The organism is Thermobacillus xylanilyticus, from assembly GCF_907165215.1.
Taxonomy (GTDB): Bacteria; Bacillota; Bacilli; order Paenibacillales; family Paenibacillaceae; genus Thermobacillus; species Thermobacillus xylanilyticus.
In genome coordinates this window covers 3040-28355 of sequence record NZ_CAJRAY010000017.1, presented here as the reverse complement: position 1 = coordinate 28355, position 25316 = coordinate 3040, and the positions used below count along the sequence as shown (strand labels likewise).

24 protein-coding genes are annotated in these 25316 nt (G+C 63.8%); 3 read left to right on the top strand and 21 right to left on the bottom strand.

All coding sequences use genetic code 11. The features are described from left to right. Positions 1 to 93 precede the first annotated feature (93 nt). The 8 genes from KJQ12_RS02865 to KJQ12_RS02830 all read right to left on the bottom strand — a co-directional run bounded on the left by KJQ12_RS02865 (position 94) and on the right by KJQ12_RS02830 (position 9390). Positions 94 to 1755, bottom strand: a complete 1662-nt coding sequence (locus tag KJQ12_RS02865) for a serine/threonine-protein kinase (RefSeq protein WP_213483404.1) — start codon at positions 1753 to 1755, stop codon at positions 94 to 96. 96 nt (positions 1756 to 1851) lie between these two features. Next, positions 1852 to 2874, bottom strand: coding sequence for a 23S rRNA (cytidine(2498)-2'-O)-methyltransferase RlmM (locus KJQ12_RS02860; protein ID WP_213483403.1), 1023 nt, complete (start codon positions 2872 to 2874; stop codon positions 1852 to 1854). Beyond that, positions 2871 to 3653, bottom strand: a complete 783-nt coding sequence (locus KJQ12_RS02855; RefSeq protein WP_213483402.1) for an ABC transporter ATP-binding protein — start codon at positions 3651 to 3653, stop codon at positions 2871 to 2873. The genes KJQ12_RS02860 and KJQ12_RS02855 overlap by 4 nt, the downstream gene beginning before the upstream one ends. 21 nt (positions 3654 to 3674) lie before the next feature. Next, positions 3675 to 4013 (bottom strand): cyclic-phosphate processing receiver domain-containing protein, encoded by a 339-nt coding sequence (locus KJQ12_RS02850; protein WP_015254618.1) that lies wholly within the window; start codon positions 4011 to 4013, stop codon positions 3675 to 3677. Continuing rightward, positions 4010 to 4852 (bottom strand): deoxyribonuclease IV, encoded by an 843-nt coding sequence (locus tag KJQ12_RS02845; RefSeq protein ID WP_213483401.1) that lies wholly within the window; start codon positions 4850 to 4852, stop codon positions 4010 to 4012. The genes KJQ12_RS02850 and KJQ12_RS02845 overlap by 4 nt, the downstream gene beginning before the upstream one ends. Positions 4853 to 4856: 4 nt before the next feature. Continuing rightward, positions 4857 to 5672 (bottom strand): Fpg/Nei family DNA glycosylase, encoded by an 816-nt coding sequence (locus KJQ12_RS02840; RefSeq protein ID WP_213483400.1) that lies wholly within the window; start codon positions 5670 to 5672, stop codon positions 4857 to 4859. Positions 5673 to 5734: 62 nt separating this feature from the next. Then, complete coding sequence (locus tag KJQ12_RS02835) at positions 5735 to 7105, bottom strand: ribonuclease H-like domain-containing protein (protein ID WP_213483399.1); 1371 nt, start codon at positions 7103 to 7105, stop codon at positions 5735 to 5737. Next, positions 7102 to 9390: a DEAD/DEAH box helicase gene (locus tag KJQ12_RS02830; protein ID WP_280529245.1), complete on the bottom strand. Its 2289-nt coding sequence runs from the start codon at positions 9388 to 9390 to the stop codon at positions 7102 to 7104. Before KJQ12_RS02830 ends, KJQ12_RS02835 begins: the two co-directional genes overlap by 4 nt. Positions 9391 to 9646: 256 nt before the next feature. Between KJQ12_RS02830 and tlp the strand changes: the two genes are divergently transcribed. Further along, a complete protein-coding gene (gene tlp / locus KJQ12_RS02825; RefSeq protein WP_213483398.1) occupies positions 9647 to 9880 on the top strand; it encodes a small acid-soluble spore protein Tlp in 234 nt (77 codons plus the stop codon). Between the two features lie 14 nt (positions 9881 to 9894). Here tlp and rnz read toward each other — a convergent pair whose 3' ends face one another. Continuing rightward, positions 9895 to 10833, bottom strand: coding sequence for a ribonuclease Z (rnz, locus tag KJQ12_RS02820; protein ID WP_213483397.1), 939 nt, complete (start codon positions 10831 to 10833; stop codon positions 9895 to 9897). A gap of 107 nt (positions 10834 to 10940) precedes the next feature. After that, positions 10941 to 14378 (bottom strand): methionine synthase, encoded by a 3438-nt coding sequence (gene metH, locus KJQ12_RS02815; RefSeq protein ID WP_213483396.1) that lies wholly within the window; start codon positions 14376 to 14378, stop codon positions 10941 to 10943. 145 nt (positions 14379 to 14523) lie between these two features. On the opposite strand from metH, the gene KJQ12_RS02810 reads away from it, so the two are divergent. Further along, entirely contained in the window at positions 14524 to 15066 is a 543-nt protein-coding gene (locus KJQ12_RS02810) for a 1,2-dihydroxy-3-keto-5-methylthiopentene dioxygenase (RefSeq protein WP_015254626.1), read from the top strand. Between the two features lie 72 nt (positions 15067 to 15138). Here KJQ12_RS02810 and KJQ12_RS02805 read toward each other — a convergent pair whose 3' ends face one another. The 4 genes from KJQ12_RS02805 to KJQ12_RS02790 all read right to left on the bottom strand — a co-directional run bounded on the left by KJQ12_RS02805 (position 15139) and on the right by KJQ12_RS02790 (position 17158). Further along, positions 15139 to 15930 (bottom strand): HAD family hydrolase, encoded by a 792-nt coding sequence (locus KJQ12_RS02805; RefSeq protein ID WP_213483395.1) that lies wholly within the window; start codon positions 15928 to 15930, stop codon positions 15139 to 15141. A gap of 18 nt (positions 15931 to 15948) precedes the next feature. After that, positions 15949 to 16494: a hypothetical protein gene (locus KJQ12_RS02800; protein WP_213483394.1), complete on the bottom strand. Its 546-nt coding sequence runs from the start codon at positions 16492 to 16494 to the stop codon at positions 15949 to 15951. A gap of 21 nt (positions 16495 to 16515) precedes the next feature. Continuing rightward, entirely contained in the window at positions 16516 to 16704 is a 189-nt protein-coding gene (locus KJQ12_RS02795) for a DUF896 domain-containing protein (protein ID WP_213483393.1), read from the bottom strand. 172 nt (positions 16705 to 16876) lie between these two features. Beyond that, a complete protein-coding gene (locus KJQ12_RS02790) occupies positions 16877 to 17158 on the bottom strand; it encodes a LysM peptidoglycan-binding domain-containing protein (RefSeq protein ID WP_213483392.1) in 282 nt (93 codons plus the stop codon). 351 nt (positions 17159 to 17509) lie between these two features. Here KJQ12_RS02790 and lexA point away from each other — a divergent pair, with 351 nt between their 5' ends. Further along, on the top strand, positions 17510 to 18133 hold the full coding sequence (gene lexA, locus KJQ12_RS02785; RefSeq protein WP_015254631.1) for a transcriptional repressor LexA: 624 nt from the start codon (positions 17510 to 17512) through the stop codon (positions 18131 to 18133). Positions 18134 to 18212: 79 nt separating this feature from the next. Here lexA and glnA read toward each other — a convergent pair whose 3' ends face one another. The 7 genes from glnA to KJQ12_RS02750 form a co-directional block, all read right to left on the bottom strand. After that, complete coding sequence (glnA, locus tag KJQ12_RS02780; RefSeq protein ID WP_015254632.1) at positions 18213 to 19541, bottom strand: type I glutamate--ammonia ligase; 1329 nt, start codon at positions 19539 to 19541, stop codon at positions 18213 to 18215. A gap of 21 nt (positions 19542 to 19562) precedes the next feature. Beyond that, positions 19563 to 19976 (bottom strand): MerR family transcriptional regulator, encoded by a 414-nt coding sequence (locus KJQ12_RS02775; RefSeq protein ID WP_015254633.1) that lies wholly within the window; start codon positions 19974 to 19976, stop codon positions 19563 to 19565. 61 nt (positions 19977 to 20037) lie between these two features. Further along, positions 20038 to 21315 carry a methionine gamma-lyase family protein gene (locus tag KJQ12_RS02770; protein ID WP_213483391.1) on the bottom strand — a complete coding sequence of 426 codons (1278 nt, stop codon included), beginning with the start codon at positions 21313 to 21315 and terminating at the stop codon, positions 20038 to 20040. A 184-nt stretch (positions 21316 to 21499) separates the two neighbouring features. After that, a complete protein-coding gene (hflX, locus tag KJQ12_RS02765) occupies positions 21500 to 22786 on the bottom strand; it encodes a GTPase HflX (protein WP_213483390.1) in 1287 nt (428 codons plus the stop codon). A 46-nt stretch (positions 22787 to 22832) separates the two neighbouring features. Beyond that, on the bottom strand, positions 22833 to 23807 hold the full coding sequence (locus tag KJQ12_RS02760) for an AAA family ATPase (RefSeq protein ID WP_213483389.1): 975 nt from the start codon (positions 23805 to 23807) through the stop codon (positions 22833 to 22835). 120 nt (positions 23808 to 23927) lie between these two features. Next, positions 23928 to 24602 carry a SanA/YdcF family protein gene (locus tag KJQ12_RS02755; RefSeq protein ID WP_213483388.1) on the bottom strand — a complete coding sequence of 225 codons (675 nt, stop codon included), beginning with the start codon at positions 24600 to 24602 and terminating at the stop codon, positions 23928 to 23930. Next, on the bottom strand, positions 24599 to 25156 hold the full coding sequence (locus tag KJQ12_RS02750) for a ribonuclease FAU-1 family protein (protein WP_015254638.1): 558 nt from the start codon (positions 25154 to 25156) through the stop codon (positions 24599 to 24601). The genes KJQ12_RS02755 and KJQ12_RS02750 overlap by 4 nt, the downstream gene beginning before the upstream one ends. Positions 25157 to 25316 lie beyond the last annotated feature (160 nt).

Sequence of the window (25316 nt, the reverse complement as noted above, 5' to 3'; positions counted from 1 at the left end):
CGCGTGCCGGTTCGGCATTTCCTGCAAGATCGGTCAAGCTCGGGTCGTCAAAAAAACCCGTTTTCTATTGTATCATACGGCTTCTTGCGCTGCCTATCCGTTCAGGAGGAGATCCACGACCGGCCGCAGACTCCGCTCGGCTTCGGCCAGCTTCCCGCTGCCCGCAAGCGGCTTGCCCGACCAGACGGCGGACGGCCACTCGCCCGGGGCCAGCTGCGGCACGCACGCGGCCGGATGCTGCGGCATCAGCTTGAGCCAGGCGGAGCGCTGCGGAAAGCGGGCGTCCTGATTCGCGATCCAGACCGACGCGCGTCCCGCGGCTTCCCGCTGCCGGGCCAGTTCGCGCCAGGCGGACTGCCGCTGCGGCGTCCATCGCCAGACCGCCGGGTCGGCGACCATCAGCAGCACGTCGCAGGCGGCGGCGAGCTTGCGGGCGCCGCCCGCCGTCCATCCGGACGACAGGTCGGCGATGACGAGCGGCGGTTCGGCGGCGGACGCCGCCGGGAACGAGAACCGCTCCGGCGCGAACATCGCCGTTACTGCATCGGCCGCCCCTTCCGGGGCGCCGTACGGGTCCGGTTCAATGGCCGGAATCACAGTGTCGGGGTGCAGCGCATGCACCTGCAGCCGCGGTCCGTCCAGCCAGCAGACGTGGCGGCGGCTGACCGGCGGCGGCGCGGGCCGCCCGGACCGCCGGCCGGCCGCATCCGCGCCGGCCAGCAGCGCGAGCAGCTCCGGCTCTCCGCCCGGGGCTTCGACAAGCGCCGTCGGCCGCGAGCGCGCGAGCTGTGCGGCCAGGATGGCGGCAATCAACGTCGCCCCGGCGCCGCGGGAGAACGACGCGGCGCCGATCAGGCGCGGGCGGGGCAGCGCTCCGCCGGCCGGCGAATGCGCGCCATCGGCCCCCGCTGCCAGGCCCGGGAGCGCCGCTGCGCCGCCGGTCGCCTGCCGCAGCAGGGCTGCGGCCTGCCGGGCGGACGGACGGCAGGCCGGATCGCGGCTGAGCAGCCGCGCCATCACGTCCAGCAGCGGCTCGGGAACGCCGGCCTCAAGGCCCCGGAATTGATGCTCTCCGGGCTTCGGCGCATGCCCGCCGCTGAGCAGGAAGTAGAGGAGCGCGCCGACCGCGTATACGTCCGCCGCCGGCCCGCACGGACCGCCGGCGGCCTGTTCCGGCGCCGCGAACCCCGGCGTGCCGAGGCGCAAGGCGGCGCCCCGCCCCTTGCCGAGCAGCTTGGCGATGCCGAAGTCGATCAGCCGGACGCCGAGCGCCGGGTCGAGCATGACGTTCGACGGCTTCACGTCGAAATGGACGACCGGCGGCCGCAGTTCGTGCAGATAAGCGAGCGCCTCGCAAATGCCGATTGCGATGGCCGCCGCCTGCCGCGCTTCCATCTTCCCGCCCGCGCGCGCGAAGGCGGCAGTCAGCGGCTCGCCGTGCACAAAATCGGTCACCAGCATGAGCGGCCTTCCGCCCGCCGGCGGGATGACGTCGATCACCTGCGGCAGCCGCGGATGATCGATCCGCTGGAGCACGCGGAGTTCGCCGATGCCGCCTTCGTCCGCGTACGGCGTCCCCGGCTTCATCGCCTTCAGCGCCCGCCGCTTGCCGCCGAGTTTCAGATCGGCCGCTTCATAGACGACGCTCATGCCGCCCCGCCCGGCTTCGCGGATGATCGCATACCGTTCGGCGACGATTTCGCCGGGCGCGGGCAGCGGGCTGCGGCCTGCATCGGATGGACCACGCCAATTCATGTCCGTCTTTCTCCTCCTTCACATAAAACAAAAGCATCCCGTCCTGCCGCGGCCATGAGGCGGCTGAACGGGATGCTTTCCCGATCCGACGGAGCGTCACGCTCCCCGATAAATCAAGTATAGCGTAATTTCGTCCCGATTGTGAAACAATTGCTTCGCCCGCCGGATGTCGAACGCCTGGGCGAGCTGTTCCGTCACGTTTCGTATGGTCTGCATCGGCTTGCGGTGCAGCAGTTTCACCGTGACGACGGCCTCCGCGCCGGACTTCAGGGAAGGCGAAAGGCGGAGCACCAGCTTCGCCATCGTCGCGGGGTCCCAGCTCATGTCGCAGACGAGCAGATCGAACGTGCCGGGAGGGAAACTGACCTCGCCGGCGTTCCGCTTGAGCCACGTCACACGGGGATGGCCGACCAGCGACGGATGCAGATCGGCCGGATCGATGGCGGTAACGTCCAGCCCTCGCTCGAGCAGCAGCGACGTCCAGCCGCCGGGTGCGGCGCCGATGTCCAGCGCCCGCTCGTGCGCATCCAGGCGCAGGCCGAACGTTCGCTCCGCTTCGAGCAGCTTGAACTTCGCCCGCGAAATCTGGCCGTCTTCCCGGCGGAAACGAATGGCGCCGCCCGGCCAGTCGGACAGCATCTCGTCCGCGGTCCCCCAGCCGATCAGCAGTTCGCTGTCCGTCGCGAAGACCGACAGGATGAGATCCGGGGACTGCTGGGCGGGCTCGGCGCCGGCTTCCCTCAGCGCGGCGTCGGCTGCCGCTTTAGCCTCCGCAGCCGGATACGCAAACGGACTTCCCTCCTTGCGCCGGATATGCACCGCTGTCCGCTTCCCCGCGAACCGGTCGGGCGTCCCTCGCACGATATCGGCCAGCGCCGCCAGGTCGCCCGGTCCTCCCGCAATCGGCCTGGCGAAGTCGACGGGCTGGATGTGGCGGAGAAAGATCGGTTCTGCCTGCCGGATTTGCGCCAAAATCTCGTCCCGGCCGTTCTCCGCGGACAGTTCGAACACTTCGCCCGGCACGACCATCCGGAAAGACGCCTGCCCAAGCAGCCGCCTGAGCTCTTCCATGGCGTACGGCGCAAAGCCGTGGTTGGCCGTGCAGATGAAGCGCGTCATGTCCGGACCCCGGCCCCTTGCGTCCGGATCCACGGCCGGTCGTACACCCAGTCGACTTCGATCGGCAGTTCGTAGGCCCGGCTGAGCGTCTCGCCGGTCAGCACCTCGCGCTTCGGTCCGGCGGCGGCGATCCGTCCGTCGTGGACGATGGCCGCGTGGGTGAACAGCGGGATCGCTTCCTCGATATGGTGCGTCACGTAGAGCACCGTTTTCGCAAGGTTGCCGAGCCGGTTCAGGTCGGCCAGCAGTTTCTCCCGCTCGTACAGATCGAGCCCGGCGCAAGCTTCGTCCATGATGAGCAGCTCGGGCTCCGCCATCAGCGCCCGCGCGAGCAGCGCCTTCTTCCGCTCGCCCTGCGACAGCGTGCCGAACGGCTGGTTCGCCAGATGGGCGATGCCGAGGCGTTCGAGCATGTCATGCGCCTTGCGGACGACATCGGGATCGATCGTCTGGTAGAAGCGCAGGTACGCGTATTCGCCCGTTGCGACGACTTCCCACACGGGGTCGGAAAGGCTCATTTTCTCGACGAGCGACTGGCTGATGTATCCGATCTTCTTCCGCACTTCGCGCACGTCGACCCGGCCGTAGCGATGGCCGAGCACCTCGACCGTGCCCGAAGTCGGGAACAGGTATCCGGTGATCATTTCGAGTATGGTCGTCTTGCCGCAGCCGTTCCGGCCGAGGATGACCCAATGTTCGCCCGGGCGGACGTGCAGATCCACGCCTTTGAGAATGTCGCGGTTCTCGCGCCGCCAGGTGACTTGTTGAAGCCTGATCATATTGGGCAGTCTCCTTCCATGCTATACCCGCTTTCCGGCCGCCTCGGCCGCCACGCTGTCCGGCATCGGACAGTGCGAAAGGTGTACGCCCGGCGGCAATGCCGACCGGAGCACCTGGTACATCCGCTCCCGGCCCGAAGGGCTGGACGAATGCATGTAGATGCGGCGCGGGTAGCGGCCGTTGTCCGCGATGTACCGCACCACGTCAAGCCCGGTCGGATTTCCCCAGCCGAGGTCGTAATCGAGGGACAGAATGTCCACCTCTTCCGCTTCCAGCAGCAGGATGCACTCTTCCGCCGACTTCGCGGCGACGAATCCCGGCGGGCAGGGACGGTAATCGTCCAGAAAAACGTGAATCATTGCTTCTTCTCTCCCATCCATTCCCTGAGCAGCCGCATTTGCCGGTCCAGCGGCAGTTCGTCCGTCTCCGGCGTCTCGAGTATGACGGGCAGGCTGCTCAGCTCCGGCGCGGCCAGCAGCCGGCGGAAGCCGTCCGCTCCGATCCGGCCCGCGCCGAGCGGCGCGTGGCGGTCGATCCGCCGCCCGCTCTCGTGGAGCGAATCGTTCGCATGCACGGCGGCCAGATGATCGAAGTACCCCAGCTCCCGCGCCCGGCGGCACCATTCCGCTTCATTCCGGCCGTTCCACTGGCCGCTGGCGAACAGGTGGCAGGTGTCGAGGCAGAAACCGACGCGTTCCGGATAGGCGCACAGCCGCCGAATCTGGACAAGCTCTTCGAGCGTCGTCCCCATCGGCGCGTGGTCGCCGGCCTGGTTCTCGAGGAGCAGCTTCGCGGCGCCCTCCCACCGTCCGAGCACCGCATTCAGCGCCTCGATGATGAGCCGGTAGCCGGCAAGCGGGTCCGCGCCTTTGTAAATGCCGAAATGGACGACAACACCGATCGAGCCGTTGGCTTCGGCGATTTCCAGGTCATTCAGGAGCGATGCCGCCATGCGCGCGCGCTGCTCCGGCCGCTCCACCGCCAGATTGACCGGATACGGCGCGTGCGCGATCGAAACGATGCCGCGCTCGCGGCAATATTCGGCGCAGCGGCGGGCGTCGGCGCGGTCGAACGCCTTTAGCCCCAAGGCGCGCGGATTTTTCGGAAAATATTGGAATGCCGTGCATCCGAGCCTGGCCGCGCGGACGGCCGCTTCCGCGTAGCCGCCGCGGATGCTCACATGGCAGCCGATCCGCATGGGATCAAGGTTCCGGTTGGCAAACCGGGCAGAAGAATGTCTTCCGGCCGGACACTTCGGTCTTCACGATGGCGCCGCCGCACTTCGGGCACGGTTCCCCTTCCCGGTCGTACACCTGCAGCAGTTGGGCGGCCTTGCCTGTCTGCGTGTCCCCCGCGTACAGCGGCATCTCCATGTAGCCGCCGTGCGCCGCGGCTTCCTCCAGCACCGTCCGCATCGCGCCATGCAGCCGCTGCCAGCCGGCCGCATCGACCTGCGGCACCGGCACGTCCGGGCGGATGCCCGCCTTGTGCAGCATTTCGTCGGCGTAGCAGTTGCCGATGCCGGCGACGTTGGACTGATCGGTGAGCGCGGGTTTCAGCATGCCGCGCTTGCCCGCGAACCGCGCCGCGAAAGCCGCGGCGTCCAGCCGGCGGTCCATCGGGTCGGGGCCCAGCTCCGCGAGGCGGCCGGCTGCATCCTTCACCGAAAGCAGGTGCAGGTAGCCGAGCCGCAGCCCGATGAAATAAAGATTGCCGTTCGGAAATTGGAGCGTAATCTGCGCCGTGCGGTCCGGCCGCTCCTCTTCGCTGCCGAAGAACAGCGAGCCGCCGACCATCAGGTGCAGCAGCAGCCGTTTGCCGTTGTCGAGATGGAAGATGAGATATTTGCCCCGGCGCTCCACGTACCAGACGGCCGATCCGATCGTCTCGCGCGCGAACTCGCCGGGGTCGACATTGATCGATTGCGGACGCACGATCTCAACGCCGACAATCCGCTGTCCGCCGATCCGTTCCATGAGCAGTTTGCGATAATGTTCCATTTCCGGCCATTCCGGCATGGTCATTCCTCTTTCGTTCCGTAAGTTCTATCCATCCGCAGCTCTGCGGACGTAAGGGGTCGTCAGGCCTCGATCCGCCCCGCCTTCTTCGTCAGCCGCTCGATCCGCCTGCGGATCGCGTCCTGCTCCGCGCGCTTCTTCGCGTCGAAGCGGCCGAGGGACGCCCGCCGCGCGGCGAGCTCCAGCGCGGCCGAGGCGTAGCGGAGCGCCTGCTTATAATCTTTGGCCCGATGTTCGTAGTACATCGACAGCTCGATGTGCGCTTCGCCCGAAGCCCACCCCTGACGCTCGGCGGCAAGCGCCGCCTTCTGCCACAATAGCACAGCGCGGCGCCAATTTCCACATTTCTTGTCGCGCGCTGCCAGCGGCAGACACCAGGGGCCGGCCGTCTCCCGGCCGGCCAGCCGCTCGAACAGCGCTTCCGCTTCCTCCGCGCATCCCATCCGATCGAGCCAAAGCCCGGTGCGCAGCAGTTCCTCGTCTTCCTCCGGCAGCGGCACATGCCGGCCGAGGCCGCCGGACAGCAGGCGGCCGAAGCGGATCGCGAGACACGCAAGCGACAGCATGTCCAGCTCGTTGTGCCGGAACACGCCGCCCAGCGGCTCGGGATCTTCGTCCTGCAGAAACCGGAAATAGATCGCCGGCGCCATCGAACCCGGCACGTCGCCCGAGCGGACGATGCCGAGCCGCTCTTCCTCGACATGGCTGAGGCGGAGCGAAGCGAGCGTGTTGCGCCAGATGCTGCGCGAAGGATGGAGAAAATCGAGATGCCACGGTTCGGCCGCCGCGCTGCGGCCGAATCCGTTCATGATGAACCGGCCTTTCAGGAGCGGCCAGTCGAATGTCCGGCCGTTGTAGGTGGCCAGATAAGGACGCTCCGCCAGCTTCACGCGCAGTTCTTCCAGCATCGCGCGTTCTTCCGCCGGATGGCGGATCAGCGTCTGTTCGATGACGAACCGGTCCCCTTCGACGTATCCGATGCCGGTCATGAACGGCACGTTGCCCGCGCCGACGCCCAGCCCGGTCGTCTCCAGGTCGAGGAACAGGATGCGCTCGGCCTCCGGCGCGGGCGCGGGGCCGTTGCCGCCGCTGCACAGCGCGGCCAGCGCATGGGCGCATTCATCCAGTTCATCGAGCCGGTGAAAGCCGTGCCGGTGATCGAGCGGATAGTCGACCCGGCGGACAAGGCATTCGCCGGCTTCATTGACGAGGCGCGTCACGCCGAGCGCCGTCCACGCCGGGTCGAGTGCGGGGCTGACGCTGTCCGCGTGCCGAAGATCGCCGGCCTCCGGCGCCGGTACGGCCCCGGCTGCATCCGGCTGCCGGCATTCCGGCTGCCCCCCGCCCGTTCCGTTCGGGCTCGCTCCCCCGCCGCCCGGCTGCGCGCCGGCCGAACCGCGCAGCCGGTTCATCCGCTCGCGCAGACTGCTCACGGCGCCCCCACCGCCGTTTCCTCGAGCAGCTGCAGCGCCTGGCTCTTGCCGAGCAGGCCGACCTCCTCGATCGGCCCGACACAGGCCGGGCAGCCGCTCAGGCAGGTGCAGCCGCGGATGAGCTGCCTCGCCCGTTCAAGCAGTTCGTCGTGCAATTCGAACAGCCGCTCGGAGAGGCCGATGCCGCCGGGATAGCGGTCGTAGAAATAGATCGTCGGCCGCTTCATGTGCACCGACTTCACCTGCGGATAGACGCGGATGTCGAACGGATCGCACATCAGGTAGAGCGGCGCGATGTGGATGAGCACGTTCGCAATGCCGAGCAGCGCGCTCTGCATCGCATTCGTTCCGAGGCGCGCCGCCGCCTCCTCGCTGAACGAGAACCAATAGCCGCTCGTATGCAGTTCTTCCTCGGGCAGATGAATCGGTCCGGAACCGATGTTCTCGTGGGTGCGGAGGCGGATTTTTTTGAAAATCGTCGGCCGCGCGTTCACCATCACTTCGCCGTACTGCCGCACGATGCCGCCGCTCTCCTTTTCCCGGTCGACATGGAGCACCTTCAGTTCCACGGCCATGTTCGCATCGGTGAAATAATCGACGCTCACTTCGCGGACGTAAGCTTTTTTCTCCGGATAGTCGAGCTTCTCCACCTGGTACTGCACGCCTTCGTGGATGTAGATCGCTTCCTCGTGGATGAGCGTCGGCGCGCTGAACCGGTCGACTTCGCCGATGACGCGGCTGCCGTTCGTGATGTCGATGATGACGAAATTCTCCTGCGCCGCCGAGCGGAGCGAAATGTTGTTCGCCGGGAACGACTGCGCCATCCAGTACCAGCGGTCCTTCACCCGGTGGAGCACCTGCTCCTCGACGAGAAACTCCAGCATGTCCTCGAGCTTCTCGCCGCCGAACGTTTCGCCCTTCTCGAACGGCAGCTCGTAGGCCGCGCATTTCACGTGGTCGATCAGGATGAGCAGGTTGTCGGGATGGATGAGCGCGCGCTCCGGCGGCCGGTTGAGGAAGAATTCCGGGTTCTGGATCACATACTGGTCCAGCGGGTTGCTGCTCGCGACGAGGAACGTCACGGCTGTCCCGTGCCGGCGGCCGGCCCGGCCCGACTGCTGCCAGGTGCTCGCGATCGTGCCCGGATAGCCGTTGATGACGCACGCCTGCAGCTGGCCGATGTCGATGCCGAGCTCCAGCGCGTTCGTGCTGACGACGCCGAGGATCTCGCCATTGCGCAGGCCGCGCTCGATCTCGCGCCGCTGTTTCGGCAGATAGCCGCCGCGGTAGCCGCGGATCTGCTTGCCGCCGGGCAGCTGCTTTACCGCGTCCTGCAGGTAGGTCAGCAGAATTTCAACCCGGACGCGGCTGCGGGCGAAGACAATCGTCTGCACCCCCTGGCGGAGAAGCATCGCGGCGAGCCGCTGCGTCTCGAGCACGCTGCTGCGCCGGATGCCGAGCTGCTGGTTGACGACCGGCGGGTTGTAGAAGATGAAATGCTTCTCGCCGGACGGCGCGCCGTTGTTGTCGATGACCTGCACCTTGTCGCCGATGAGCCGCTCCGCGTGCTCGCCGGGATTGTCGATCGTCGCCGAGGCGCAGAGGAAGATCGGGTTCGAGCCGTAGAACCGGCAGATCCGTCTGAGGCGCCGGATGACGTTCGCGACGTGGCTGCCGAAGACGCCGCGGTAGGCGTGCAGCTCGTCCAGCACGATATATTTCACGTTCTCGAACAGTTTGACCCATTTCGTATGGTGCGGCAGAATCGCGGCGTGGAGCATGTCCGGGTTCGTCACGACGATGTGCCCCGCGTTCCGGATCGCCTGCCGGACCGTCGGGGGCGTGTCGCCGTCGTAGGTATGCGTCTTGATGTCCGCCTCCATCAGATCGGCCAGCTGCTGCAGCTCGGCGACCTGATCCTGCGCGAGCGCCTTCGTCGGGAACAGGTAGAGCGCCCGCACGCTGTTGTCCTCCAGCAGCGCCTGCAGGACGGGCAGGTTGTAGCAGAGCGTCTTGCCGGAAGCGGTCGGCGTGACCGTCACGATGTTACGGCCGGCAAGCACGGCCTCGAAGGCCGACGCCTGGTGGGAATAAAGCCGGTCGATCCCCTTCGCGCGGAGCGCCGCCTCCAGCTTGGGGTGCAATCCGCGCGGCAGCGGCGCGTACACCGCCTCGCGCGCCGGAATCGTCTCCCAGTGCGTGACGTTGTTCATGATCTCGGGGCGGCTGCGAAGATCGTTCAGCCATTCGTCCAGATTGTCGAATTTGCCGGTCAAGCGGTTCATGGCATCTGCTCCCATGCGATAAACACATTTACTCCATTGTACAGAATATATGTTCGCCCTGCAATGCTTCGCTTCGCCGGCATGTCCGCAGGAGGAGCCTTCTTGTTTGTGACAACGATTGGCCCGCTTTCCCGGCGATTCCGAAGCGCTTCAGGTCATAAGCGCCTCGCGTGCGATCCATCCTATTCGCGTAAAACCGCGTTCTCGGGCTTGCCCTGCCGGGAAGCGGTCAAATTCTTGACGAGGTGATGAAGCCGTGGCCAAACCGGACAATCGCGAAGACAATGTACCCCGCCTGCAGCGGGCGATCACGAACACGATCCGCAACATGCGGGAAGCGGAAGACTATCTCGACGAGCATGCGAGCGAAATCGGCGATGAAGAGCGGGGACGGATTGAAGCGAAGAACGAACGGCGGCGGGAAAGCCTCGAAAATCTTCGCGCCGAAATCCGTGACGAAGCGAACCATCAGCGTCAGTGCGATTGCTGACGCCGCTGATTGCGTCAAGTTCTCCGCTTGTGCGGCAGCTGAACGGTGAGGAAATCGCGGGCCGCGGCGGATGACGGAAAGACTTCCCTGGCTTCCGCTTCCAGCCGCGGCAGATCTTCGTCCCGGTAGCGGCCGCTGAAATGCGTGAGCAGGAGCCGCGCGGCCCGCGCATCGCGCGCGGTGCGCGCCGCTTCCGCCGTCGTGCTGTGCCCGTATTCGGCCGCCTTGTCGGCGAGCGCCGCTTCGAACGTCGCTTCGTGCACGACGAGATCGGCGCCTTCGGCCAGCCTGACCGCCGCATCGCACGGCGTCGTATCGCCGAGGATGGCGATGATCCGCCCCGGAATCGGCGGTCCGACGACGTCGGCGGCGCGGATGACGCGGCCGTCCGGCAGCGTCGCATCCTCTCCCCGCTTGAGCTGCGCATACAGGGGCCCCTGCGGCACGCCAAGTTCGGCCAGCTTCGCGGCGTCCAGCTTTCCCGGCCTCGGCCGCTCCTCGATCCGGTAGCCGTAGCAGGCGATCCGATGGTTCAGCGGCGCGGCCGTGACCGTAAATTGGTCATCTTCATGGACGACTCCGCCGTCGCCGTCGATTTCCCGGATTTCCAGTTCGTAATGCACATGGGCCCCCGTGACGGTGAACGTCGTCTCGAGCCAGTGCCGGATGCCCCGCGGGCCGTGAAGCGTGAGCGGCGTTTCGCAGCCCATCGAGGAACGGCTGCCGAGCAGCCCCGGAAGCCCGAAGACATGGTCGCCGTGCAGGTGCGTCACGAAGATGCGCTCCAGCTTGCAGAGCTTCAATCCGGCGCGGAGCAGCTGATGCTGCGTCCCTTCGCCGCAGTCGAACAGCCAGAACGTGCCGCGCTGCGGCGGCATCGCAAGCGCCGACGCCGTCACGTTCCGTCCTTCCGCGGGCCGTCCGGCCGCCGTTCCGAGCATGGTCAGTTCCATCCGACACACCTCCGTATCCAGTGTAGCCGATCGCCGTCGAGCCTACTCGGCCGCGGGTCCGGTGATCGAGAAATCCCCCGCACGCTGCCGTGCGGGGGATTGGTCCGTCATTTGTCCACGTTGAAATATTGGGCTTCCGGATGCGCGAACACCATCGCGCTGACCGACGCTTCCGGCTCCATCATATACCCTTCCGTCAGTTCCACGCCGATATCCTCCGGATGCATGAGCTTGAACAGCTTCTCCTGGTCTTCCAGGTTCGGGCAGGCCGGGTAGCCGAACGACACCCGGATGCCCTGATAGCGGGCCGCGAACCGCTGTTTCATCGTCATTTCCGGCGGGTCCGGGAATCCCCAGACGTCGCGCATCATCTGGTGGACGCGCTCCGCGAGCCCTTCCGACGTCTCGAGGGCGAGCGCCTGCAGCGCGTGCGAGCGGAAGTAGTCGCCCCGCTCTTTCGCCTCTTCCGCCAGCCCGCGCACGCCTCGTCCGGCCGTGACGACGAGGAAGCCGACAACATCCATGACGCCGCTTTCGACCGGTTTCAGGAAATCGGCCAGGCACAGGAACGGTTCGGTCCGCTGGCGCGGGAACGAGAACCGCTCAATGATTTCCCCGCTGCCCGCCGGGTCGTAGATCAGAATGTCGTTGCCGTCCGACTGCGCCGGGAAGAAGCGATACATCGCATCGAGCCTGAGAGTCTTCTTCTCAGCGGCTTCGCGGATCAGCCCGTCCACCGCTTCCTTCAGCTGCACCGCCTTCTCGTCTCCGGCAGCGAGCAGGTCGCTGACGGTGCCGCGCAGACCGAGATGGTGGCCGAGCAGCATCTGCATGTTGATGTACGGCACGATCTGGCTGATCGGAATATCGCGCAGCACGCGCCGCTCGAAATCCGGCGGCATGAATACGGGGACGTTCTGCGAAACGTTCGAGCGTACGTTCGCCGGTGCCGCCTCCTCCCGTTCCCGTTCCCGCGATTCAACCAAAGACGCCTTCAACTCCCGATGTTCTTCCTCCAATTCGCGCCGGGCATCGGGGTCCATCAGCTTGTTCGCCAGTTCGAGGCCGTTCATCGCGTCCTTCGCGTACAGCACCAGCCCGTCGTACTCCGGCGCGATGCGCGTCTTCGTGAACTTGCGCGTAAGCGCCGCGCCGCCGACGAGAATCGGCGTGTCGATGCCGGCCGCCTTCAGATCCTGCGCCGTCGTCACCATCTGCTGCGCCGACTTGACGAGCAGGCCGGACAGGCCGATGATGTCGGCGTTCTCCCGCCGCTGCGCCTCGATGATCGCTTCCGGCGGCACTTTGATGCCGAGGTTCACGATTTCGTAACCGTTGTTGGACAGAATGATCTCGACGAGGTTTTTGCCGATGTCATGCACGTCGCCCTTGACGGTCGCGAGCATGATTTTGCCCTTGACGCTCGTCTCGGTTTTCTCCATGTGCGGCTCGAGGTACGAGACGGACGCCTTCATCACTTCGGCGCTCTGCAGCACTTCGGCGACGATCAGCTCGTTGTTGTTGAACAGCCGGCCGACTTCCTCCATGCCGCGCATAAGCGGGCCGTTGATGATGTCGAGCGGCGCATATTTCTTGAGCGCCTCTTCGAGATCGGCGAACAGGCCGTCCTTCGAACCTTCGACCACGTAATTCGCGAGCCGCTCTTCCAGCGGGAGATCCGCCGTGTTCTTCGCCTTCTTCTCGACGGTCTTGTCGCGGAAAGCGGCGACGAACGCGGCGAGCGTCTCGTCGTTCGTATCGTAAATGAGCGCTTCGGCGAGCTTGCGCTCATGCTCCGGAATCGAGGCGTAGCGTTCCAGCCGCTCCGTGTTGACGATGGCGTAGTCAAGCCCCGCCTTCGTGCATTCGTAGAGGAACACGGAGTTGAGCACTTCGCGTCCTGCCGGCGGCAGGCCGAACGAGACGTTGCTGATGCCGAGGATCGTCTGGCAGCGCGGCATCTCCTGCTTGATGAGCCGAATGCCTTCAATCGTCTCCTTCGCCGAGCCGATGTACTGCTCATCGCCGGTGCCGACCGGGAAGACGAGCGGGTCGAAAATGATGTCCTCCGGCTGCAGCCCGTATTTGTTGACGAGCAGGTCATACGACCGCCGCGCCACCTCCAGCTTCGCATCGCGCGCGATCGCCTGGCCCCGTTCGTCGATGGTGCCGACGACGACCGCCGCGCCGTATTTTTGGACGAGCGGCACGACCCGCTGGAACTTCTCTTCACCGTCTTCAAGGTTGATCGAGTTGATGATCGCCTTGCCCTGCGAGAACTTGAGCGACGCTTCGATGACCCGCGGATCGGTCGTGTCGATGACGAGCGGCACCTTCACTTTCTTTACGACTTGCTCGAGGAAACGGGTCATGTCGGCCAGCTCGTCGCGGTCCGGGTCCTGCAGGCAGACGTCGATGACGTGCGCCCCGTTCTTCACCTGGGCGCGGGCGATCTCGGCCGCTTCCTCGTACTTGCCTTCCGCAATCAGCCTTTTGAACATGCGCGAGCCGAGCACGTTGGTCCGCTCCCCGACGAGGTACGGCCGGTTTTCCGGCTCGATGTACACGGTCTCGATGCCGGAGACGGCCGGCGGATGGCTGCCGGTTTCGGTCCGCGGCTTGTAAGGCGCCAGCGCTTCGGCGAGCGCCCGGATGTGCGCCGGCGTCGTCCCGCAGCAGCCGCCCGCGATGTTGAGCCACCCTTCGCGCGCGAATTGCTCCATCTTCCGCGCGAGCGATTCGGGCGATTCGTGATAATGGCCGTTCTCGTCGGGCAGCCCGGCGTTCGGATAGCAGCTGACGGCCGTCTTGGCGATGGACGCGAGGCTGCGGATGTGATCGCGCATGAATTCCGGACCGGTCGCGCAATTGAGGCCGATCGAGATCGGTTCCAGATGTTCCAGCGAAATATAGAATGATTCAATGTTCTGTCCCGCCAGCGTCGTGCCCATCGGTTCAATCGTGCCGGAGATCATGACGGGCAGCTTCCGTCCGGCTTCCTCGAACGCGCGATGTACGCCGATGCCCGCCGCCTTGACGTTTAACGCATCCTGGCACGTCTCGATGAGCAGCGCGTCGACGCCGCCCTCGATCAAGGCCAGCGCCTGGACATAATAGCTTTCGGCGAGCTCGTCGAACGTGACGCCGCCCGTCACGGACAGCGTCTTCGTCGTCGGCCCCATCGAGCCGGCCACGTAGCGCGGCTTCTCCGGCGTCGAGAACTTCTCCGCCGCTTCGGCCGCAAGCCGGGCCGCGGCGATGTTGATCTCGCGCGCCTTGTCCGCGATGCCGTACTCGGCCAGCACGACGCTCGTCGCGCCGAACGTGTTCGTTTCAATGATATCCGCGCCGGCGTCCAGATACGCCTCGTGGATGCCGCGGATCACATCCGGTCGCGTCAGGACGAGCATCTCGTTGCAGCCTTCCAGCTCTTCGCCGCCGAAATCGGCGGCGGTCAGGTTCGCCTGCTGGATCATCGTCCCCATTGCGCCGTCCAATATGAGAATGCGATGTTTCATCGCTTCCTGCAGGGTCGGTTTCGACATGGGCACACCTTCCGCCAAAAAAGTTAAGCCTTATTCTAGCAGAATGAAAAACGCCTGAAAAGCCCGGACCCATCGACAAACGCGCTGAAATCGTGTATAATTTAGGTTAATGATTGATAAATCCTATTGGAAATGAGGGATTAAGATGGCCGAGATTCGCATCCGCAACACCAACGAGAGAATCACCGGCGAGGAGAATGTGCGCGAATTTCTGAATGGACAAGGTGTCCTCTACGAGCACTGGGATACGTCCAAACTGCCGGAGCATCTGCGGGAAAAATTCGTGCTGAGCGATGAGGAGAAGAACGAAATCCTCCAAGCGTATGACGCGGAGATCCGCGATCTCGCCGGTCGGCGCGGCTATCAGACGTGGGACGTCATTTCCCTGTCCGACGCGACGCCGAACCTGGATGAGCTGCTGAAGAAATTCGAACAGGTGCATACGCACACCGAGGACGAAGTCCGCGCCATCGTGGCAGGCAAAGGTATCTTCATCATCAAGGGCAAGCCGGAAGTCGGCTACTTCGACGTCGAGCTGGAAGCAGGCGATGTCATCTCCGTTCCGGAAGGCAATCCGCACTACTTCACGCTGATGGAAAACCGTCAGATCGTCGCCGTGCGTCTGTTCATCGAGCCGGCGGGCTGGGTCGCCCATCCGTACGAAGATCCGGAATTCCAAAAAGCATAAATTCGGCCTTACATGTTCGGAAGCCATCCGCCCAAGCCCCTTTCGGCAAGGAGCGGATGGCTTCTTCGCTGCTTACAGCCGCTCAAGCAGCGCCGGCAGTTCGCGCAGCGAACGGATTTCGCAGGCCGGTTCAATCTCGCCGGACCGCTTGAGACCGTGCCGGTTGATCCATACCGAATCCATGCCGACGGTGTTCGCGCCGAGAATGTCGGTCGTCAGCTTGTCGCCGACCATGACGCCGGCATCCGGCCCGATGCCGAGCAGTGACAGCGCATGACGGAAGATTGATGCCGCGGGCTTGCCTTCCCCGAATTCGCCCGAGATGACGATATGGTCGAAGTACGGCGCGAGCTCCGGTACGCCGGCCAGCTTCTCGCGCTGCAGATCGGGCGATCCGTTCGTCAAGAGCAGCAGCTTGTAGCGGCCGCGCAGCCGATCCAGCACTTCGAACGTCTCGTCGTAAACGAGCGGCCGCGCCCGGCGCTCCGCCGGGAACCGTTCGGCCAATTCTTCGCCGAGCCGCTCATCCTCGATGCCGATGCCGCGCAGGCCGCGGATCCACGATTCACGGCGATAGGCCGGCGCAAGCGCCTCGAGCTTGCGGAACTCCTCCTGCTCTCCCTCGCGAAAACGCGCCCACAGCCCTTCGAACGGATTGATGCCGATCCGTTGGGTGAACGGATAGGTTTCGTAGGATTCGTACAGCGCTCGCGCTTCCCGGCGAACCGACGCTTCCAGCTTCTCCGGATCCGCGCCGGTCCGCTCTTGCGCATACCGGCAGACCGCCTCGAACGCCTCCTTCACGCTGCGTTCGTCCCACAGCAGCGTATCATCCAGGTCGAACAGTACCGCTTGTTTTGCCATCCGGTTTCTCTCCCGTCATTACTTTTTCTTGTCTTTCTGCTGCTCGGTGTAGGGAATGCGGTTATCCTCCGCAAACCGCTGCAGCCGGTCGGCCATCTCGTCGATCGGATACCGGTTCAGCATGCGCGAGAATACCCAGTTGCCGCCCTTCTTCGGCTCGATGATGATGTATCCCGGACGGATGACGGTAATCGCCTTGATCGCGCTTGCCGTCAGCGTCTTGTCGCCGGTAAATTTGCGCGTGCCGACGAAATCCCTTCCCACGAGCAGATAGGGCCGTCGGAACCAGAACAGCGCCGCCAACGCCAGATAACACGCGACCGTCAGCCAGAAGATCGGCGTCTCGAACGGATTCGTCGTGTTCGGATCGTCCGCGGGAATCGTCATCATATAAATGTAGAAGCCGATGAACAGGATCAACAAAGCCGGCAAGACGTAATTGCGTCCCCTGTAGCGGTCCGTCACCGCTCCCGGCGAAGCGACGGCTTTGAGACCGGCTTTCTTGCGCCGTTTGTTCAGCTGTTCCGTGTTCTTGCGGACTTTCCGTTTCCAAGAGCGGGACATGCCAACTCCCCCTTCTATACGCTAATGCTTCAACGTGCCGCCTGTTTCATCCGTCCAGCGGATCGCGTCGAGCTGCTGTTTCAGATTGCTTCGGAAACGCGCCAGATATTGCCTGCGCAGCTTGTCCCGCTCCGCCGTCTCTTCCGGCGTGAGACCGATCGTCTTGTGCTTGCGGGCAAGCTCGTTGATGCGCGCCGTCAATTCGTCCATGCGTCATGTGCCTCCCATACCCCTGACATACCACACCTTACTTTGACATCCCGGCCGGATCGTTGTCAAGCCGACAACAAAACAAAAACAACCCGAAAACGGCTTGAACCGTTCCCGGGCCAATCCATCGGCAATCGACAGGGACGCTCCCGTCTTCCGCTTCCGCACCGGATCAGCGGCCGGACCAATCCGGGATGACGAGCTGCTGTCCCGCTTGAATCACACTGCCGTCCAGACCGTTGCGCTTCCGGATTTCATAGACGGCGCGGCGCGTGTCCATCCCTTCCGCCTTCGCCGCTGCGGCGATCTCCCACAGCGTCTCGCCGGCATCCACGACAATGACCGATTCCGCGGGAGCCGGTTCGGCCGGCACCCGTTCCGACGCGCCGGTTCCCATGATCATGAAACCCGCGCTGACCAGCACGATGAACAGCATGGCTGCGGCATAACGCATGAAAGTGATCCGTTCCCCGCTCGCCGCGCGTTGCCTGCGAACCGCGGAAGTCTGTCCAACTGCGCCAGGACGGCTTTCTTGGATGGAACGATAGGACCGGCATTCACTTACATACATCATGGCCAACACCCCAAACAAACGTTCTCGTTTTGTGATCCCATCATAACACGAACATCTGTTTGCCGTCAATCATTTTTAGAACATTTGTTCCGGGAATGCATGTTCCCGCTTTGAGCCGTCCGCCGGATTTCCTGCAAAAATGCGAACCTGTGTTTTCGAGAACGAATGTTTGTGCGAACTCGGGTTCTGTGCTATAATTTGGTGTAACCAATAATTGATGGAGTGAATGCCGTGTCCAGAATATCCAACCGCCAGCAAGCCATACTGGAATTCATCAAACGGGAAGTCCGGGAGAAAGGCTATCCCCCTTCCGTTCGGGAGATCGGTGAAGCCGTCGGCCTTGCTTCCAGCTCGACCGTCCACGGCCACCTGGATCGGCTGGAGAAGAAGGGACTCATCCGCCGCGATCCGACCAAACCGCGCGCGATCGAAATATTGGATGACGACAACGAAGATCAGCTGCCGTTCCCGCTCGCCGTCACCCGCGTCCCGGTCGTCGGCAAGGTAACGGCCGGCGCGCCGATCACGGCGACGGAGAACATCGAGGAATATTTCCCCCTCCCCGCCCATTTCACCGGTGATGACGATGTGTTCATGCTTACGGTCAAGGGCGACAGCATGATCGAAGCCGGCATCCACGACGGCGACTATGTCATCGTGCGCCAGCAGCAGACGGCGCAGAACGGCGACATCGTCGTCGCGATGACGGAAGACGACGAAGCAACCGTCAAGACGTTCTACAAGGAGCGCGACCATATCCGGCTGCAGCCCGAGAACCCGGCGATGGAGCCGATCCGGCTGAAACATGTCACGATTCTCGGCAAAGTCATCGGATTGTTCCGCAGCATCCGTTGAATACGGCGCCCGAATATTGAAGCCCCGCTTGTCCGGCAGCGATGCCGAACTTGCGGGGCTTTTCCTTTGCTCTTATTCATCAATACAGCGTCAAATATTGATCGCGTTCCCACTGGTGAACCTGCATGCGGTACATGTCCCATTCGATTTCCTTCAGTTCGTAGAAATGGGACAGGGCGTGATCCCCCAGCGCCTCGCAGATCACTTCGTCGCGGATCAGCTCGTCCAGCGCTTCGCGCAGGCTCGAGGGCAGCATCTGGATGCCTTCTTCGATCCGTTCCTCCTCGGTCATGACATAGATGTTCCGGTTCGTCGGCGCCGGCAGTCTCATCCGGTTCTTGATGCCGTCAAGTCCGGCCTTGAGCATGACCGCGAGGCAAAGGTACGGATTGGCCGCCGGATCGGGGTTGCGCACCTCGATCCGCGTGCTCAGCCCCCGCGACGCCGGAATGCGCACCATCGGGCTCCGGTTGCTCGCCGACCAGGCGACATAGTTCGGCGCTTCATAGCCGGGCACAAGCCGCTTGTACGAATTGACGGTCGGATTCGTAACGGCCGCGAACCCGCGGGCGTGATGCAGCACCCCGGCCATGAACCAGCGCGCGGTATCGCTCAGACCGAGCGGATCGTCCGGATCGTAGAACGCGTTCTCGCCGTCCCGGAACAGCGAAAGATGGCAATGCATGCCCGATCCGTTCACGCCGAACAGCGGCTTCGGCATGAACGTCGCATGCAGGCCGTGCTGCCGCGCAACCGTCTTGACGACGAGCTTGAACGTCTGAATCCGGTCCGCCGCCGTTACCGCATCGGAATACTTGAAGTCGATCTCGTGCTGGCCGGGCGCGACTTCATGGTGCGAAGCCTCGATCTCGAAGCCCATCTCTTCGAGGGTGAGCACGATTTCCCGGCGGCAGTTCTCGCCGAGGTCGGTCGGCGCGAGGTCGAAATAGCCGCCCTGGTCGTTCACTTCGTGCGTCGGATTGCCGCGCTCGTCGGTTTTGAACAGGAAGAACTCCGGTTCCGGACCGACGTTCATCGTGGAGAAGCCGAGCTCCTCCGCTTCCTTCAGCACCCGTTTCAGAATGCCGCGCGGGTCTCCCGCGAACGGCGTCCCGTCCGGCATGTACACGTCGCAAATCAGACGGGCGACCCGGTCTTCCGTCACCCACGGGAAGACGACCCATGTATCGAGATCGGGATACAGATACATGTCGGACTCCTCGATCCGGACGTAACCCTCGATCGAGGAACCGTCGAACATCATCTTGTTGTCCAGCGCCTTCTCGAGCTGGCTCAGCGGAATTTCAACGTTCTTGATCGTCCCGAGCAGATCCGTGAACTGCAGACGGATGAACCGGACGTTCTGCTCCCGCGCGATGCGCAGGATGTCCTCCTTGGTGTAGCCCATCTTATCCTCTCCTTGCCGCGATTAAGGTTTATTGTTGTAGAACCTGGACAGCTGACCCTGGATGAGCGATGTCCTGCCGGGACGGCGTTCGAGCAGCTGCTGCTTGAGCAGCCGGTGGAGCTGCAGATCCGTCAGTTCGCGGCGTTTGCTTTCCGTCTGCGGCGTAATGACCGTCGCTTCTTCCGATTCCTTTGAAACCGGATTCATCACTTGCTTGATTCCGGCGATGTTGACGCCTTTCTCGATCAGGGACTTGATCTCCAGCAGCCGCTCGACATCGTTGAACGAAAACAGGCGCTGGTTGCCCGAAGTCCGCGCCGGCATGACCAGACCGTGCTGCTCGTAGTAGCGGATTTGGCGGGCGGTCAAATCCGTCAGCTTCATCACGATGCCGATCGGGAAGAGCGCCATGTTTCTGCGGATCTCGTCACCCATGCCGCATCAACCTTCCAATTTTTTGTAGTATGGGTACTCGTATCGACACGAATAAAACGTGTCAAGAAATGTTAGGTTTAATTACAATGTTAGACCGTTCGGCAAGCCGTGTCAAGGCGGAAAGCACCCCAAGTTTTGCGTGTGCGTACGTCAGCCCGCCCTGCATATACGCGATATACGGCTCCCGGATCGGCGCGTCGGCCGAAAGTTCCAGGCTTCCGCCCTGCACGAACGCGCCGGCCGCCATGATGACGGGATGCGCATATCCCGGCATGTCGCCCGGTTCCGGCACGGCGTGCGCGTCGACGGCCGCCGCCTGCTGGATGCCCTGCACGAAGGCGATGAGCGAGTCGGCCGAATCGAACCGGACGGCCTGAATCAGATCGGTTCTCGGCTCGTTCCAGCGCGGTTTCGACTCGAAGCCCAGCTCCTCGAACATGGCCGCGGCAAAAATGCTCCCTTTCACCGCCTGCCCTACCACGTGCGGCGCAAGGAAAAATCCATGGAACATCCAGCGCTGCATGCCGGCCGTCGCGCCGACTTCGCCGCCGATGCCGGGCGCGGTCAGCCGGCCGGCCGCCTTCTCCACGAGATCGGCCCGGCCGCAGATGTAGCCGCCGGACAGCGCCAGCCCGCCGCCGGGATTTTTGATCAGCGAGCCGGCCATCAGATCGACGCCGACCTCCGTCGGCTCCGTCTCCTCGGTAAATTCGCCGTAGCAATTGTCGACGAAGACGATGGCGTCGGGCTTGACCGCCTTCACCCGGCGCACCATCTCGCCGATCTCGTCCACGGTGAACGACGCGCGCCAGTCGTAGCCGCGCGACCGCTGAATGGCGACGACGCGGGTCCGCTCGCCGATCGCGTCCAGCACGGCGTCCCAGTTGACGCTGCCGCCTTCGGCCAGCGGCACCTCCCGGTAGCCGATGCCGAAATCGCGCAGCGATCCCTTGCCGTCTCCCGGCTCGCCGATCACTTTGTGCAGCGTGTCATACGGCCGCCCGGTCATGTAGAGCAGTTCGTCCCCCGGCCGGAGCACGCCGAACAGCGCGCAGCTGATCGTATGCGTGCCGGATGCGAAATGCGGCCGCACGAGCGCCGCCTCCGCGCCGAACACGTCGGCATACACCCGGTCGAGCGCCTCGCGCCCGCTGTCATTGTATCCGTATCCGGTTGAACCGTTCAGATGAAAATCGCTCACCTTGTGGCGCTGAAACGCGCGGATCACTTTCCACTGGTTCCGTTCCGCGATCCGGTCGGCCTCGCGGAGCCGCGGGGCGATCCGCTCTTCCACCGCCTCGGCGAGACGGAGCAGTTCGCTGTCAATGCCGTGAATCATCCAGTCTCCATCCCATCGCTGCAAATTTGCGGGAAGCTGCCGAATGTCCTGACGAAACGCAGACGCGGCGCCTCTCATCCATCGACGGCTTCCGCCAGCCCCATTAAAGCACATTTCCGTTTCGTTGTTCAAATCCCGGGCTGTCAAACAGAAAAACCGGGTCCGGAACGAACCGGGACCCGGCCTACAGCGCATAAGGCTGCAGCTTGTATCCGTTCAACTCATATTCCCGCTTGTTCAGCCGCACCGCAATCCGCATCGTCTCTCCGTCGTCGAGCACCGACTGGTCGACAACCTCGCCCAGCCGGTGCGCAAGGGCGATCAGATCGCCTCTTGCGGCGGGAATCGCGAACGAACGGATTTCGCCGGTCAGCTTGTCCTGCACGGCGCGGCCGATCGCCTCAAGGTCGCTTGCGGAGAACGCGCTGACGAGCAGCGCGTCCCCGTCCCGCCGGAGCAGCTGCAGTTCCTCATCCGTGCACAGGTCGATCTTGTTGTACAGCACGATCCGCGGCCTGTCTCCGGCTCCGAGCTCGGTCAGAATCCGATCGACGACCGCCATCTGCTCCTCCCGGTACGGCGACGAGCTGTCCACGACATGGAGGATGAGATCGGCTTCCGCCGCTTCCTCGAGCGTCGACCGGAATGCGGCCACCAGCTCATGGGGCAGGTTCTGGATAAAGCCGACCGTATCCGTCAGGACGACCTCGGTCCCGTCCGGAAGCGTCCAGGCGCGCGAAGTCGGATCGAGCGTCGCGAACAGCTGGTTCTCGACGTACACATCCGCATTCGTCAGCTCGCGGAGCAGCGTCGACTTGCCGGCGTTCGTATAGCCGACGAGCGCGACCTGCGTGACGCCCGTCTTGCGCCGGCGCTCGCGCTGCACGTTCCGGTGGCGGACCACTTCCTTGAGCTGCCGCTTCAGGTCCGCGATTCGCTCGCGGATATGGCGGCGGTCCGTTTCCAGCTTCGTCTCGCCCGGCCCCCTCGTGCCGATGCCGCCGCCGAGCCGCGACAGGTTTCTGCCGTGGCCCGCCAGGCGCGGCAGCAGATAGCTGAGCTGGGCCAGCTCGACCTGGATGATGCCTTCCCGCGTCTTCGCGCGGCCGGCGAAAATGTCGAGAATGAGCTGCGTCCGGTCGATGATTTTCAGGTCGAGCCCCTCTTCCAGATTGCGCACCTGCGCGCCGGACAACTCCTGGTCGAAAATGGCCGTCGTTGCGCCAAGCTCATGCGCAACCGCGCGCAGTTCCTCCACCTTCCCCTTGCCGATGAACCATCTGGGGTCGGGCGCCTCGCGGCTTTGCGTGACCGCGGCAAGCACTTCGACGCCGGCCGTTTCGGCCAGCGCGACAAGCTCGCGCAGCGAGTAATCCGCATCGACGCCGACGCGCTTCATCTCGTCCGTCACCAGGCTGACCAGAATCGCCCGTTCCCGAATGTCAGCCGCAGTCTCGTGCAGCGTCGTCATGCCGCCACCGCTCCTTCATTGCCTGGAATGTATGGTTCTCCGGCTTTCACGCTTCATCCGAATCCCAGCGAAAATCTTCCGGCCGGATCGTCATCAGCTCCTGCCTGCCGGGCTGGCCGCTGCCGTACAGATTGAGCAGCCGCACCGCCTGGTGGCGGATCGCCTTTTCGATTGCGTTGCGCACATAGCGCGCATTGCTGAAAGCGAACATCGAATCGCGCTTCAGCTCGGTGAGATGCTGGCGCAGCTTGGCAACCGCCTGCGGCTGCATCTCGTAATCCCGTTCCTTCACCATCAGCTCGGCGATTTTGACGAGCTGGTCCACCGTATAATCCGGAAAGTCGATCCGGATCGGGAAACGGGAAGGCAGGCCGGGGTTGGACAGCAGAAACATGTCGATCTCCTCGGGGTAGCCGGCAAGGATGAGCACGAACTGATTTTTATAGTCTTCCATCGCTTTCACAAGCGTATCGATCGCTTCCTTGCCAAAATCTTTCTCGCCGCCGCGTGCGAGACTGTACGCTTCGTCCACGAACAATACGCCGCCGAGCGCCTTGCGCACGAGATCCCGGGTCTTCTGCGCCGTATGTCCGATATATTCGCCGACAAGATCCGCACGCTCCACCTCGATGAGGTGTCCCTTCTGCAGCACGCCCATCTTCTGGAACAGCTTCGCCACGATCCGCGCGATCGTCGTCTTGCCCGTGCCCGGATTGCCGCGGAAAATCATATGATACACCTGGGGGCCGACCGACAGCCCCGCCGCCGCCCGCAGACCGGACACATGAAGGAGCGCATAGATTTCGTAGATGAGCGCCTTCACTTTCTCCATGCCGACCATCGCGTCCAGCTCGCGCTGGATTTCGGCGAAAGGCGAGCCCGGTTCAACGCCCTTCACCATTTCGCTCACCGGCTGTTCCGCGGGTGATGCGGCCGGCTCGACGGGCCGCAGGACGATGCTGATCTGCCGCGAAGGTCTGGGCGCTCCCGTGCCGCCCGCCGCTGCTGCGCGTCCGTTCATCAAGAACATCCCATCCTTCTCAGATAGATCGGACGATGTCGACGGTCCGCCTGATGCCTTATCCATCTTATTCGCGAGCGGTCCGAGATATTAGCAGAATCGGATGCGGACGCGCAAGGTTCACAAGCCGGGCCGGTCGGGAATTTGCAGGCCGATGCGCAGCAGCACGCTGTCGAGCTTCCACTTCGTGAAAGCCGCGATTTCCCGGACATGTCTCTGCGACGCGGGAAGCACGGACGATTCCGCCGCCGCGAACCCCGGCTGTTCGTAGCCGAGCCAGCGCGCGACATCCCGCGCCCGCGCCGCATGGAAATCATGCGTCACGATAAGCGCCGTGCGAAGCCCTTCCCGCTCCATGATATCCCGGCTGAACGCCAGATTCTCATAGGTGCTCCGCGCCGCGGGCTCGAGCAGAAGCCGGTCTTCCGGCACGCCGAGCGCGGCCAGATAGCGCTTCATCCCTTCGGCTTCCGTAAGCCGGGAACCCGCATGGTCGTAGCCGCCGGTCAGGATAAACACGCGGAACCGGCCTTCGCGGTACAGTTCGAACGCCTTGTCCAGCCGTTCCTTCAGCCCCGGACTCGGCTCGCCGTTCCAGAGGGCCGCGCCGAGCACGATGCCGGCGTCATATTCCGGCAGTTCCATCCGCGGTTCGAACGATTCGATCTTCCAGTAAATCCAGGCGATCCAGCCCGCGCAGGCGACGGCCGCAAACAGGACCGTCTTCAGCAGTCGCGCCGGCAGTCCGGATCGGCGCTTCCGCCGGCGGACGGCCTGCGCTTCCGCCGCGTTCATGACGGATCTTTCCCGACAATCCGTTCCGCAAGCTGTTTGCGGTGCCGCAGGCTGAGCGTGAAGTAACGGAACCGGCCGTTCCGGATCATCGACAGCAGCCGTTCGGCGGTTCTGCGCGCCATCTCCGCGTCGCGCTTCGTCACCTCGCCGTTCTTCACCGCTTCTTCCAGTTCGTCCTCGTCGAGGAGATAAACTTCCCCCGTCGGCAGCACGACGATGTCCAGATACAGATCATCGAACCACGGCACCTTCTGGTCGGTCATGCCCTGATTTTTGCAAATGTCGATGTACCACTGCACCACTTTGCCCTTGTCATCGAACATCGTCGTGACAACGAAATGTTCGCCCTTCGGAAAATGCTGCATCCACAGATAGCCCCGGTTCGCCAGACAGAGCCTGCGTCCGTTGTATTCTTTCCAGAGCGGCTCGCGGAGCTCATGAATCCTATAGAACGTGACCAGGCCGCGGTAGTCGTCGCCGTCAAGCGCCAGACAGCTGTAGCTTCTGCGCAGGATGCGCCGCCAGTTGGCCCGATCCGAGAATTTTCGTTTCATGGCAAGATACCTTTCCGCATGTGATGAGACTCTTTATGAAAAAAGATTACCACATCTGTCCGCTCATCACCAGTTGGCAGCGAAATAATCCGCCTTCGCCATGCGTCAGGGAGCCGGCGCGCCGTCCGCCGAAGCCGGTTCTTCCGCCTCGTCTACATCC

Coding starts and splice junctions, on each gene's coding strand:
- hflX (WP_213483390.1), bottom strand. CDS start 22,786: ATGACGACGCTGCACGAGACTGCGGCTGACATTCGGGAACGGGCGATT.
- KJQ12_RS02865 (WP_213483404.1), bottom strand. CDS start 1,755: ATGAATTGGCGTGGTCCATCCGATGCAGGCCGCAGCCCGCTGCCCGCG.
- metH (WP_213483396.1), bottom strand. CDS start 14,378: ATGTCGAAACCGACCCTGCAGGAAGCGATGAAACATCGCATTCTCATA.
- KJQ12_RS02840 (WP_213483400.1), bottom strand. CDS start 5,672: ATGCCGGAATGGCCGGAAATGGAACATTATCGCAAACTGCTCATGGAA.
- KJQ12_RS02845 (WP_213483401.1), bottom strand. CDS start 4,852: ATGCGGATCGGCTGCCATGTGAGCATCCGCGGCGGCTACGCGGAAGCG.
- KJQ12_RS02805 (WP_213483395.1), bottom strand. CDS start 15,930: ATGGCAAAACAAGCGGTACTGTTCGACCTGGATGATACGCTGCTGTGG.
- KJQ12_RS02770 (WP_213483391.1), bottom strand. CDS start 21,315: ATGATTCACGGCATTGACAGCGAACTGCTCCGTCTCGCCGAGGCGGTG.
- KJQ12_RS02810 (WP_015254626.1), top strand. CDS start 14,524: ATGGCCGAGATTCGCATCCGCAACACCAACGAGAGAATCACCGGCGAG.
- KJQ12_RS02830 (WP_280529245.1), bottom strand. CDS start 9,390: ATGAACCGCTTGACCGGCAAATTCGACAATCTGGACGAATGGCTGAAC.
- KJQ12_RS02750 (WP_015254638.1), bottom strand. CDS start 25,156: ATGAAACGAAAATTCTCGGATCGGGCCAACTGGCGGCGCATCCTGCGC.
- rnz (WP_213483397.1), bottom strand. CDS start 10,833: ATGGAACTGACCATGCTCGGAACGGCGGCCGGACGGCCCGCGGAAGGA.
- KJQ12_RS02850 (WP_015254618.1), bottom strand. CDS start 4,013: ATGATTCACGTTTTTCTGGACGATTACCGTCCCTGCCCGCCGGGATTC.
- KJQ12_RS02755 (WP_213483388.1), bottom strand. CDS start 24,602: ATGAACGCGGCGGAAGCGCAGGCCGTCCGCCGGCGGAAGCGCCGATCC.
- glnA (WP_015254632.1), bottom strand. CDS start 19,541: ATGGGCTACACCAAGGAGGACATCCTGCGCATCGCGCGGGAGCAGAAC.
- KJQ12_RS02790 (WP_213483392.1), bottom strand. CDS start 17,158: ATGCGTTATGCCGCAGCCATGCTGTTCATCGTGCTGGTCAGCGCGGGT.
- KJQ12_RS02800 (WP_213483394.1), bottom strand. CDS start 16,494: ATGTCCCGCTCTTGGAAACGGAAAGTCCGCAAGAACACGGAACAGCTG.
- KJQ12_RS02860 (WP_213483403.1), bottom strand. CDS start 2,874: ATGACGCGCTTCATCTGCACGGCCAACCACGGCTTTGCGCCGTACGCC.
- KJQ12_RS02795 (WP_213483393.1), bottom strand. CDS start 16,704: ATGGACGAATTGACGGCGCGCATCAACGAGCTTGCCCGCAAGCACAAG.
- KJQ12_RS02760 (WP_213483389.1), bottom strand. CDS start 23,807: ATGAACGGACGCGCAGCAGCGGCGGGCGGCACGGGAGCGCCCAGACCT.
- KJQ12_RS02775 (WP_015254633.1), bottom strand. CDS start 19,976: ATGGGTGACGAGATCCGCAGAAACATGGCGCTCTTCCCGATCGGCATC.
- KJQ12_RS02855 (WP_213483402.1), bottom strand. CDS start 3,653: ATGATCAGGCTTCAACAAGTCACCTGGCGGCGCGAGAACCGCGACATT.